Origin of the sequence: Polaromonas sp. (genome assembly GCF_013817205.1) — a bacterium.
Lineage (GTDB): Bacteria > Pseudomonadota > Gammaproteobacteria > Burkholderiales > Burkholderiaceae_C > Polaromonas.
In genome coordinates, this window is sequence record NZ_JACDDD010000025.1 from 34,935 (window position 1) to 45,719 (window position 10,785).

At 63.1% G+C, this 10,785-nt stretch carries 9 protein-coding genes and 1 pseudogene; 5 read left to right on the top strand and 5 right to left on the bottom strand.

Going from position 1 to position 10,785, the window contains the following annotated elements; translation table 11 throughout:
- Positions 1 to 79: 79 nt before the first annotated feature.
- Positions 80 to 1,096 (top strand): NAD(P)-dependent oxidoreductase, encoded by a 1,017-nt coding sequence (locus H0W47_RS07980; RefSeq protein WP_296922805.1) that lies wholly within the window; start codon positions 80 to 82, stop codon positions 1,094 to 1,096.
- Positions 1,097 to 1,230: 134 nt separating this feature from the next.
- On the opposite strand, the gene H0W47_RS07985 is transcribed toward H0W47_RS07980, so the two are convergent.
- The 4 genes from H0W47_RS07985 to H0W47_RS08000 form a co-directional block, all read right to left on the bottom strand.
- Complete coding sequence (locus H0W47_RS07985) at positions 1,231 to 4,137, bottom strand: valine--tRNA ligase (RefSeq protein ID WP_296922808.1); 2,907 nt, start codon at positions 4,135 to 4,137, stop codon at positions 1,231 to 1,233.
- A 59-nt stretch (positions 4,138 to 4,196) separates the two neighbouring features.
- On the bottom strand, positions 4,197 to 4,388 hold the full coding sequence (locus H0W47_RS07990) for a DUF2783 domain-containing protein (protein WP_296922811.1): 192 nt from the start codon (positions 4,386 to 4,388) through the stop codon (positions 4,197 to 4,199).
- Complete coding sequence (locus H0W47_RS07995; RefSeq protein WP_296922815.1) at positions 4,385 to 6,151, bottom strand: FAD-dependent oxidoreductase; 1,767 nt, start codon at positions 6,149 to 6,151, stop codon at positions 4,385 to 4,387. The genes H0W47_RS07990 and H0W47_RS07995 overlap by 4 nt, the downstream gene beginning before the upstream one ends.
- A gap of 97 nt (positions 6,152 to 6,248) precedes the next feature.
- Positions 6,249 to 6,893 carry a VOC family protein gene (locus H0W47_RS08000; protein WP_296922819.1) on the bottom strand — a complete coding sequence of 215 codons (645 nt, stop codon included), beginning with the start codon at positions 6,891 to 6,893 and terminating at the stop codon, positions 6,249 to 6,251.
- A 195-nt stretch (positions 6,894 to 7,088) separates the two neighbouring features.
- On the opposite strand from H0W47_RS08000, the gene yaaA reads away from it, so the two are divergent.
- The 4 genes from yaaA (at position 7,089) to queF (ending at position 10,613) form a co-directional block, all read left to right on the top strand.
- Positions 7,089 to 7,865, top strand: coding sequence for a peroxide stress protein YaaA (yaaA, locus tag H0W47_RS08005; RefSeq protein ID WP_296922822.1), 777 nt, complete (start codon positions 7,089 to 7,091; stop codon positions 7,863 to 7,865).
- Between the two features lie 24 nt (positions 7,866 to 7,889).
- On the top strand, positions 7,890 to 8,723 hold the full coding sequence (locus H0W47_RS08010; RefSeq protein ID WP_296922825.1) for a 2OG-Fe(II) oxygenase: 834 nt from the start codon (positions 7,890 to 7,892) through the stop codon (positions 8,721 to 8,723).
- A 166-nt stretch (positions 8,724 to 8,889) separates the two neighbouring features.
- Entirely contained in the window at positions 8,890 to 9,789 is a 900-nt protein-coding gene (locus tag H0W47_RS08015) for an alpha/beta fold hydrolase (RefSeq protein WP_296922828.1), read from the top strand.
- Positions 9,786 to 10,613: an NADPH-dependent 7-cyano-7-deazaguanine reductase QueF gene (gene queF, locus H0W47_RS08020; RefSeq protein WP_296922832.1), complete on the top strand. Its 828-nt coding sequence runs from the start codon at positions 9,786 to 9,788 to the stop codon at positions 10,611 to 10,613. The genes H0W47_RS08015 and queF overlap by 4 nt, the downstream gene beginning before the upstream one ends.
- 89 nt (positions 10,614 to 10,702) lie before the next feature.
- On the opposite strand, the pseudogene H0W47_RS08025 reads toward queF, so the two are convergent.
- Positions 10,703 to 10,785, bottom strand: a pseudogene (locus H0W47_RS08025) (IS1595 family transposase); the annotation flags it as partial.

Sequence of the window (10,785 nt, forward strand, 5' to 3'; positions counted from 1 at the left end):
GCGACGGCGTCGGACAGCCGCCCGAGCCTGGGTGGGAAACCGCACGACCTGTGCGACGGAAAAGAAAAAGGATAACCGGGTGGACATCTTACTTCTTGATGCATTGGTGCCTGAGGCCATGACCTGGCTGGAGTCGCGCCACGGTGTGGAATACCGCCCCGAACTCGCGGACGATCTGGTCGCCTTGCGCAAAATGGCCTACAAGACCCGGGGCATCGTTTTTCCTCGCCAGACCGTGGTCACGCGGGAATTCCTCGACTTTGTACCCAAACTCAAGGCCGTCGGCCGTCTGCATGTCGGCACTGACAATACCGACCTCGAAGCCTGCAAGGAACGCGGTATCAAGGTGATCCATGCGAGCAGCGCGAATGTACGCTCCAATGCCGAATACCTGCTGAGCAGCCTGCTGCTGCTGTACCGGCGCGGCGTGGTGGCGGCATTGATGGGCAGGCGCCACCCGACGACACAAATGGGGCGTGAACTGCATGGCAGTACCGTCGGCATTCTGGGGCTGGCCCCCACGGCGCATACCCTGGCGGGCATGCTGACCAGCCTGGGCGTGCGCTTGATTGGTTACGACCCGGCGGTCCACCATACAGCGCCGATCTGGGAGCGCTTGCGCATTCAGCCTGTCACCCTGACCGAGTTGGTCAGCCAGTCCGATGCGGTGTCGGTGCAAATGCTGTATGCCACGCGCTTTCGCGGTTTTGTGAATGAAAAACTGCTGGCAGCCTGCAAGCGCGACCAGCTGTGGGTCGGCATCAGCCGCAGTGCGCTGTTTGACGAGAACGCCCTGGCGGCGGCACTGTGTGACGGCCGTATCGAGGCCTGTATCCTGGACGGCGCCGAGGACAACTTCACCGCCGAAAATTCGCCAGTCAATGGCCTGAAAAACCTGTTCATCACACCGCGCCTGGGTTCACACACGCGGGAAGCGCGCCTGCGTTCGAGCTGGTATGTGGCGCACCGCATGCACGAGGCGATTGCCGCCGATCAGGGGGGCGCCGGCTACATCCCCAGTGAACCCATGAACATGGAACTGCCAGGGGCTGTGTCGCCTTCGCAGTGGGGTGAGCAGGAATACTCGATTAGGTAGTTGGCCCCCACGGTCGCGCACTGCCTGTCGTTCCCTGCCCCCCTGGGGGGCCGCTGCGCCTGCGAACTGGCAGAGCCAGATCCGCGGCCCCTGCTTGATTAAGACGTGGCTCTGAGCGGCTGCGCCGCAGGCTGTCAATCCAATCGCGTGAGTTGGGCGCGAATTTTCTCGAGCGTCGCGGTGAAGTCCGTCAGGCGCTTGCGCTCCTGCTCCAGCACCGCTGGCGGGACTTTGGCCACGAAGGCCTCGTTGGCCAGCTTGGCCTGGACCTTGACGAGTTCGCCCTCCAGCCTTGTGGCTTCCTTGCCCAGGCGGGCCTTTTCGGCGGCGACGTCCACTTCCATATGCAGACAGACTTTGGCATCGCCGACCACGGCGACCGGCGCGGCCTCGGCCGCTTTGGCCCAGTCGGCTTCGTTATCAAACACCTTGACCTCGCTGAGCTTGGCCAGCGCCTTGATGACAGGCGCAGATTGCGCCATGAAGGCCTGGTCGCCGACCACAAACAGCGGCAGGCGGGTGGCCGGTGAGACCTTCATCTCGCCGCGCAGGTTGCGGCAGGCATCGACCAGCGTTTTGAGCTTGGCCACATGCGCCTCGGCCTGGGTGTCGATCTTGCCGGGCTGGCTTTGCGGATACGCGGTCTGGCCGATGTACTCGCCTTTTTTCAGGCCGGCGACGGGCGCCACGATTTGCCAGAGTTCCTCGGTGATGAAAGGCAGCACCGGATGCGCCAGCCGCAGGATGGCTTCCAGCGTGCGGATCAGCGTGCGGCGCGTCGCACGCTGCTGGGCCGGCGTGCCGGTCTGGATCTGCACCTTGGCGATTTCCAGGTACCAGTCGCAGAACTCGTCCCAGACGAACTGGTAGATGCTGCCCGCGACGTTGTCGAGACGGTAGTCGGCAAAACCTTTGGCCACGTCGGCTTCGACGCGTTGCAAAGTCGAGGCAATCCAGCGATCAGCCTGCGAGAACGTCAGATAGTTATGAAACTCGGCGCCCGGCGCGCACTGCTCTTTCGTGTGTTCTGCGAGCCCGCAGTCCTGGCCTTCGCAATTCATCAGGGTGAAACGGGTGGCGTTCCAGAGCTTGTTGCAGAAGTTGCGATAACCCTCGCAGCGCTTGCTGTCGAAGTTGATACTGCGGCCCAGGCTGGCCAGCGATGCAAAGGTGAAACGCAACGCGTCGGCGCCGTAAGCCGGAATGCCCGCTGGAAACTCTTTCTCGGTGTTCTTGCGCACCTGCGGCGCGGTCTCCGGCTTGCGCAGGCCTTGCGAGCGTTTGTCCAGCAGCGGCGCGAGTTCGATGCCGTCAATCAGATCCACCGGGTCCAGCACATTGCCTTCGGACTTGCTCATCTTCTTGCCCTGCGCGTCCTTCACCAGGCCATGGATGTAGACGTGGTGAAAGGGCACCTGGCCGGTGAAATGCTTGGTCATCATGATCATCCGGGCGACCCAGAAGAAGATGATGTCGTAACCGGTGACCAAGACACTCGATGGCAGGAATAGATCCAGCTCTTTGGTTTTTTCGGGCCAGCCCAGCGACGAAAAAGGCACCAGCGCCGAGGAATACCAGGTGTCCAGCACGTCGGGGTCGCGCGTCAGGGTTTTGCCGGGCGCTTGGGCTTGGGCCGCGGCTTCGTTCTCGGCCACATATACCTTGCCGTCTTCGTCGTACCAGGCCGGGATCTGGTGGCCCCACCAGAGCTGGCGCGAGATGCACCAGTCCTGGATGTTGCCCATCCACTGGTTGTAGGTGTTGACCCATTGTTCGGGCACAAACTTCACATCGCCGCTTTCGACCGCATCAATGGCTTTTTGCGCGATGGACTTGCCGGTCGGATCCTCGTCGCTGACCTTGGTCATGGCGACGAACCACTGGTCGGTCAGCATGGGCTCGATCACCTGGCCGGTGCGCGCGCAGCGCGGCACCATGAGTTTGTGTTTTTTGACTTCCACCAGAAAGCCTTGGACTTCGAGGTCGGCGACGACGGCCTTGCGCGCCACGAAGCGGTCCATGCCCCGGTATTTTTCGGGCGCGTTGTCGTTGATGGCCGCGTCCAGCGTGAGCACGCCGATCATGGGCAGCTGATGGCGCTGGCCGACCGCATAGTCGTTGCTGTCATGTGCCGGCGTGACCTTGACCACGCCGGTGCCGAATGCCTTGTCCACGTAGTCGTCCGCAATGACCGGGATGTCGCGGTCGCACAGCGGTAGTTTCACGAGTTTGCCGATGAGATGTTTGTAGCGTTCATCTTCGGGATGAACCATCACCGCCACATCGCCCAGCATGGTTTCGGGACGTGTGGTGGCCACCGTCAGCGAGCCGGAGCCATCGGCCAGCGGGTAACGAATGTGCCACAGGAAACCGTCTTCCTCTTCGCTTTCAACTTCCAGGTCAGACACCGCGGACTTGAGGATCGGGTCCCAGTTGACCAGGCGCTTGCCGCGGTAGATCAGGCCCTGCTCGTAAAGCTGCACAAAGGTCGAGGTGACCACTTTGGACATCTTCGGGTCCATGGTGAAGTACTCATGCTTCCAGGCTACCGAGTCGCCCATGCGGCGCATCTGGCGCGTGATGGTGGTGCCGGACTCTTCCTTCCACTCCCACACCTTCTCTGCAAACTTTTCGCGGCCCAAGTCGTGGCGGCTTTTGCCTTCGCCTTGCAACTTGCGCTCGACAACAATTTGCGTGGCGATGCCGGCGTGGTCAGTACCCGGCACCCACAGCGTGTTGTGGCCGCGCATGCGGTGGTAACGCGTGAGCGAGTCCATGATGGTCTGGTTGAAGGCGTGGCCCATGTGCAGCGTGCCGGTCACATTGGGCGGCGGCAGCTGGATGGAAAACGAGGGTTTAGCGGCGTCCAGCGTCGGCTCGTACATGCCGCTCGCTTCCCAGCGCGGGCCCCACTGGCTCTCGATGGCTGCCGGCTCGAAAGACTTGGCCAGGCTGTCCAGTCCCGGTGTGGGCACGGAAACCCGCTCGGGCGCAGCACCGGCGGCGGGTGGGGTAGGCAGGGGCTTGGCAGAGTCGGTCATGGGCAGCAATGAAAAACGGCATCTGGTGAGATGCCGCTGGGTGGATCAATGCCCCGATTTTATTCGACTGGCGCCGGCCTGGCCGCTGCTATGCAGGACTTGAGCAAGGCGGTGTCACCGAGCTGGTTGGCCAGAATCAGGATCAGCCGGGCGTTCAGCAGTTCGGATTCTTCACGGCTCAGGCCCTGGTGGGCGTCAAGCAGGCACTCGTAAAACGCATCGGCGTCCTGAAAGTTGGGGCTGGTTTTCATGCGCGCTCTCCCTGCAGGCCAAGTGCATTGCTGATGGCGCGCACCAGCATCGCGTCGATGTGTGCGCCGCAGGCGGCCACATACCCGTCCGGCCGGAGCAGGGCCCAGCCGCTATGGCCGGGTACACGGCAGGTGGCCATTAACTGGCCGCCGTGGTCGATGACATGTTCCACCGCGACAGCGTGCTGGCCGCCCGCAAGCACCTGCACGCAGACGGTGCTGGCGTGAGGGCTCAGCGACTGCAGGCGTTTGGCGGCGGTCGGCGTCAATTCGCCAAACACCAGCAACAGCAGCCGGCTGCCGGCCCACTGCAGAAGGTTGGTGAACTCGCCGGGCTTGCCGTCGGCCCACTGAAAACTGACGTTTTGTGTCGCTACCCCGCCAGATTTGTCGCACATCGGGCTGCGTGAGTAGGTATTTGGCACCGACATGCGGCCGGTGTTGACCAGTTGCCGGGCAAACAGGTGCTGTCGGGCCAGGCCCACCGCTGCGCTGCGGAATAGCCGCTCGGCGCCGTCGGCGGGCCGCAGGAAACGCGCGGTGCGATTGGTGACTTGCACATTCTGCTGCGCCGCCTCATGGCGCTCCTGGTGGTAGCTGTCCAGCAGATGCGGGCTGGCGCGGCCCTGCAGCGCCGCCGCCAGCTTCCAGGCCAGGTTGTCGGCGTCCTGCACGCCGGAATTGCCGCCGCGCGCGCCGAAGGGGCTGACCACATGGGCCGAATCCCCGGCAAAAAACACCCGGCCATGGCGCAACTGGTCCAGGCACTCGCTGCGATAGGCGTAGGGGCCGACCCAGACGATGTCGCATTCGCCTTCGCCAAGTTCCCGCTTGAACTGCGCGTTGAGCCGCGCCCGCACCACGTCTTCGCGGCTGACCTCTGCGGGGTTGCAGTTGGGTGCCATCTGGTAGTCGATGCGCCAGACGCCGTCTGCCATCAGGTGTTGCCAGACCGCGCGGTTGTTGTTGAAGGGCGCCTCGATCCAGGTGTGGCGCTCGACCGGCGGCGCGTCCTTGAAGCGCACATCGGCAATGCACCAGCGGTCGTCGCCCTTTTTGGCGGTGACCGAGGCGCCGCACCAGGCCCGAAACGGACTGCGCGAGCCGGTGCAGTCGATCACATGGGCGGCCTGCAGCGTGTAGTCGCCGGCGGGGGTGGTGATCGACAGTGTGGCGAAGTCGCTGGTCTGTGCGAAGGCGGTGATGCGGTTGTTCCAGCGCAGGTCAATGCGCGGGCGTTCGGCATTGAGCGCCTGGATCTGCTCAACCAGAAAACCCTCGACGTAGAACTGCTGGAGATTGATGAAGGGCGGCTGCTGGCTCAGCGAGTGGGTCTGCTGCTGGCGGAGATCAAAAGAATACACCTCGTCTTCCCCGGCAAAGGTGCGGCCCACGCTCCACTGCACCCCCTTGCGGGCGATGCGCTCATACACACCCAGGCGCTTGAAGATCTCCAGCGTTTTCTGCGCGTAGCAGATGCCGCGCGAGGAGGCGCCTTTGACGCCCACCGTGTTGTCCTCGTCCAGCAGCACGGCTTCGACACCATATTGCGCCAGTGCGCAGGCCAGGGTCAGGCCGGTGATGCCGCCGCCGACGATGACGACTGGGTAGCGCCTGACCTCGCCCGTGGCCAACTCGGGCGGCGCCACAAACGGGTACTCCGGCAAGGTGTAGCCCGTGCCTTCGGTGAATTCATAACCGTTGCTGAAGGCCGCCTCGGCATACGCAGCGCGGGCGGGGGGGACAGGGCGGGTCTGCAGCATGGCGTGGTGCCTTCAGGCGGTGGTGTTTACAGGCGTTTTTGGGCTCCAGCCCACAACGGGCGGGCGCAAGCAGCTATCAAAAATGTAGCAGTTTGATTCAGGACCCGGGTTTGCCGGTGACTTCGGGGCGGTCGTTCTGCTGCGGCTTGAGCGCGTCGGCAGCGCGCCCAGCAGCTCTTTCCTGGCGCCACTGCTGTTTGCGTGCCGTCCATTCGGCCAGGCGCGCATGGGCGGTTTTACTTTCCTGCAGCATTTCAAACTCGTCGGCCAGTTGCGCCGTCAGTTCCAGCCGCACGCCATTGGGGTCGAAGAAATAAATGCTCTTGAAGATGTGGTGGTCAGTGACGCCCAGCACCTCAATGCCGTCCGCTTCCAGCCGCGCCTTCATGGCTTCCAGGTCGGCCACGGTGTTGACCCGAAACGAGATGTGGTTGACCCACAGCGGCGTGTTGGGCGAGGGCAGGGCCGCCTCGTCGTTGCCAAGGTCGAAAAACGCGATGAAGGAGCCGTCCTGCAGGCGGAAGAAAAAGTGGGTGTAGGGGCAGTACTCGCCGGTGCTGGGCACGTGGTCGCTCTGGATGATGTGGTACAGCGGCAGGCCCAGGATGTCTTCGTAAAAGTGCCGCGTTTCCTCGGCATCTTTGGCGCGGTAGGCGTAGTGATGCAACTGCTCGATGCGGGCAGGCGCCGGCAACTGCGACAGGGCGGGGGCGGGAGTCTTTTCGGTCATTACGGCGGCCATGGCAATCTCCAGACGGGGGTGGCGAGGGCTAGCAAACAGGGCTGGCCGGCACCGGTTGAAATTCAACTATGCATAACGCATTTACTATAACGTAATTTATCGGGGGTGCCAAGTCGCGTCCGGGTGGCAGCCAGGGTGGCTGTCGTAAAGTCGGGGTGTCGCCGTCCCCATCTTCACCTTTCCTCTTCCTGTCCGATGCTGTTTCTCCTTTCCCCCGCCAAATCGCTGGACTACGTCACCCCGCCGCAGGTCGCCACCCATACCCAGCCGCTGTTCATCCGGCAGGCCAGCCAACTGATCAAGGTGCTGCGGGAAAAGTCACCGCAGCAGGTGGCCGAGCTGATGTCGCTGTCGGACACCTTGTCCGGCCTGAACGTGGCGCGTTACCAGGCTTGGTCCACAAAATTCACCACCAAAAACGCCAAGCAGGCCGCGCTGGCCTTTGACGGTGACGTCTACGGCGGGCTGGACGCAAAAACCCTCACGCCGGCGCAGTTGGACTGGGCGCAGGCGCATGTGTGCATCCTGAGCGGCCTGTACGGCGTGCTGCGCCCGCTTGACCTGATGCAGCCCTACCGTCTGGAGATGGGCACACGCCTGGCCACGGCCAAAGGCAGCAACCTCTACCAGTTCTGGGGTGCGCAGATTGCGGCCTACGTCAATGAACGCGCCGCCGCAGACACCTCGCCTGTGGTTGTCAATCTCGCCAGCGAGGAGTACTTCAAGGCAGTGGACCTGCGTGCCCTGAAGCCACGCGTTGTCAACTGCGTGTTTGAAGAGTACAAGGGCGGCAAGTACAAGATCATCAGCTTCAATGCCAAACGTGCACGCGGACTGATGGTGCGTTATGCGGTCGACAGGAAAATTGCCACGGTGAAGAAGCTCCAAGGCTTTGATGCCGAAGGCTACGGCTTCGAGCCTGCTGTCTCCGCGCCGGACCGGCTGGTGTTTCGCCGCAGGCAGACGCCCTGACCCCCCCTATTTCAAGGAGACAACGTGACATCACCTGCAACCACCGGTCAGCACCAGTCCATTACTCGCGAGTTGCGGCAGTGGATTGCCTCGCAAACGGCCGAGGGCCACGGGCGTGACGCGGTGCTGCAGGCCATGCTGGCGGCCGGCTGGAGTCACCAGCTGGCTACCGAAGCCCTGACAGAAACGCCTTCAGCCGCCGTGCGTGTGCCCTGGCCAGAGGCTGCGGCGTCCAGCCTGCGCCTGGATGCGGGCGACAGGCAGGTGGCAATCAGCACCGTCATGCGCACACCCGATCTGCTGGTGCTGGAAAACCTGCTCGATGCCGACGAATGCCTGGCCCTGATAGCAGCGGCCCGCCCGCGGCTGCGGCGCTCGCTGACGGTGGCAGTGGAAACCGGCGGTGAAGAGATGCATGACGACCGCACCAGCGACGGCATGTTTTTCACGCGGGGTGAAAGCGGGCTGGTGGCGACCATCGAGGCACGTATCGCGAAGCTGCTGGACTGGCCGGTCGAAAACGGCGAGGGCCTGCAGGTGCTGCGTTACGGCCCCGGCGCCGAATACAAGCCGCACTACGATTATTTCGACCCGGCCGAAGCGGGCAGCGCCACCATTCTTGCGCGCGGTGGCCAGCGCGTCGCCACATTGATCATGTACCTGCAGGAGCCGGTTGAGGGTGGCGCCACGGTGTTTCCCGATTTGCGGCTGCAGGTGGTACCCCGGCGCGGCAGCGCGGTGTTTTTCAGCTACAGCCAGGCGCATCCCAGCAGCCAGAGTCTGCACGGCGGCATGCCGGTGCTGGCCGGCGAAAAATGGATCGCGACCAAGTGGCTCCGCGAGCGTGAATTTGTTTGACACCCCCTTTGAGTCTCAGGGTTCACCACCCCCCTGTCGGACGCTCACTGCGTGTAGCGCCTTCTCCCCTTGCAGGGGACGGGCGCCTGCCTGGCAAAGCCAGTTCCGCGGCCCCCGCTGACAAGTCCGCGGATCCCGTGAGGGGCGGGGTGTTCATAATGCCTTTATGAAATTACTAGCCAACGGCATCGACATCGAAATCGAAGATACCCACGCGGGTGACACGACAGTCCGTCCCGTGGTCCTTCTCATCATGGGCCTGGGCATGCAGCTGGTGGCCTGGCCGCCGGCGCTGGTGCAGTCGCTGGTGGACGCCGGTTACCGCGTGCTCCGGCTGGATAACCGCGACATCGGCCTGTCGCAAAAATTCGACCATCTCGGCATGCCCAATCTGCTGTGGGAAGGGCTCAAATACAAACTCGGCCTGCCGGTGAAGTCACCGTATTCGCTCGCCGACATGGCGGCCGACACCCTGGCCGTGCTGGACGCGCTGGGTGTCGCGAAGGCGCACCTGGTCGGCGTCAGCATGGGCGGCATGATCGCGCAGCGTGTGGCGATTGCCGCGCCGGAGCGTGTGCTCAGCCTGACCAGCATCATGAGCTCCAGTGGCGCGCGTGGGCTGCCACAGGCCAAGCCGCAGGTCATGCGGGTGCTGATGAGCCGCCCTGCCGGCAAGGACCGGGAATCGGTGCTCAACCATTACGTGAAGCTGTTCAAGGCCATCGGCAGCCCCGGGTTTCCGATGGACGATGCCGAATTGCGTGGACGGATTGCCGCGGCGGCGCAGCGCAGCTTCTACCCGGCCGGCACGGTGCGCCAGATGGCCGCCATCGCCGCCGACGGCAAACGTGCCCACGCCTTGGGCACGCTGCGTGTGCCGACGCTGGTGATCCACGGCAAGGCCGACCCGTTGGTGCCTTATGCCTGCGGCGAAGACACGGCGCGACGCATCCCGGGCGCCAGACTCGTGGGTATTGAAGGCATGGGCCACGATCTGCCGTCCGGCGTGGTTCAGCGTATTCTTGAACCCCTGATTCCCCACCTCCATACAAGCACTGCGCAATGAACAGACCCGAAGAATCGCAGCTGGGCAAGAGCTCGGCCTACATTGACCAGTACGACGCGTCGCTGTTGTTCCCGATTCCGCGCGTCGTCAAGCGTGCAGAAATCGGGCTCGGCGACACACTGCCGTTCATGGGCGCCGACATGTGGACGGCTTACGAGCTAAGCTGGCTCAACCTGCGCGGCAAGCCGCAGGTGGCGCTGGTCCACATCACCGTACCCTGCGAGTCGCCGAACATTGTCGAGAGCAAGTCTTTCAAGCTTTACCTGAACAGCTTCAACAACACACGTTTCGCGGATGCGCGCGAGGTGCGTGAGCGCGTACGTGCCGACCTGAACGCAGCCGTGGGTGCCGGCGTGGGTGTGAAGACGCTGGGCCCCGAGCTGTTTGACCAGGAGCCGGTGCATGAACTCGACGGCTTGAACCTGGACCGGCTGGATGTCGAATGTATTCACTACACACCGGCGCCCGAACTGCTGTTTGCCGATCACGAAGAAGCGCCTGTGACCGAAACGCTCACGTCCAACCTGCTCAAAAGCAATTGCCTGGTCACCGGCCAGCCTGACTGGGGCAGTGTGCAGATCAGTTATTCAGGCGCGCCCATTGACCAGGAAGGGCTGCTGCAGTACCTCGTGAGCTTTCGCAACCACAACGAGTTTCACGAGCAATGTGTTGAGCGCATCTTCATGGACCTGTGGACGCGCTGCCGGCCGCAGCGCCTGTCGGTGTACGCGCGTTACACGCGCCGCGGCGGCCTGGACATCAACCCGTTTCGCACCAGCCATCCCCAGGCGCTGCCGGGCAATGTGCGTACGGCGCGGCAGTAGCTGATCACTTGCGTCATTGCGGGCTTTGACCCGCATGACAGCATGCAGTTTGATTGCTATTAAATTAGGGGCTTAGGAAGCAAAGCCCGTTAAAGAGGATTGCTGCGTAGCAAGGATAGCAGCGCTTTGTAGAGGCTTATGTGCCGGTGATTGAACCGGAACTCAGTTTCTT

Coding starts and splice junctions, on each gene's coding strand:
- H0W47_RS07985 (WP_296922808.1), bottom strand. CDS start 4,137: ATGACCGACTCTGCCAAGCCCCTGCCTACCCCACCCGCCGCCGGTGCT.
- H0W47_RS07990 (WP_296922811.1), bottom strand. CDS start 4,388: ATGAAAACCAGCCCCAACTTTCAGGACGCCGATGCGTTTTACGAGTGC.
- H0W47_RS07995 (WP_296922815.1), bottom strand. CDS start 6,151: ATGCTGCAGACCCGCCCTGTCCCCCCCGCCCGCGCTGCGTATGCCGAG.
- H0W47_RS08000 (WP_296922819.1), bottom strand. CDS start 6,893: ATGGCCGCCGTAATGACCGAAAAGACTCCCGCCCCCGCCCTGTCGCAG.
- yaaA (WP_296922822.1), top strand. CDS start 7,089: ATGCTGTTTCTCCTTTCCCCCGCCAAATCGCTGGACTACGTCACCCCG.
- H0W47_RS08015 (WP_296922828.1), top strand. CDS start 8,890: ATGAAATTACTAGCCAACGGCATCGACATCGAAATCGAAGATACCCAC.
- queF (WP_296922832.1), top strand. CDS start 9,786: ATGAACAGACCCGAAGAATCGCAGCTGGGCAAGAGCTCGGCCTACATT.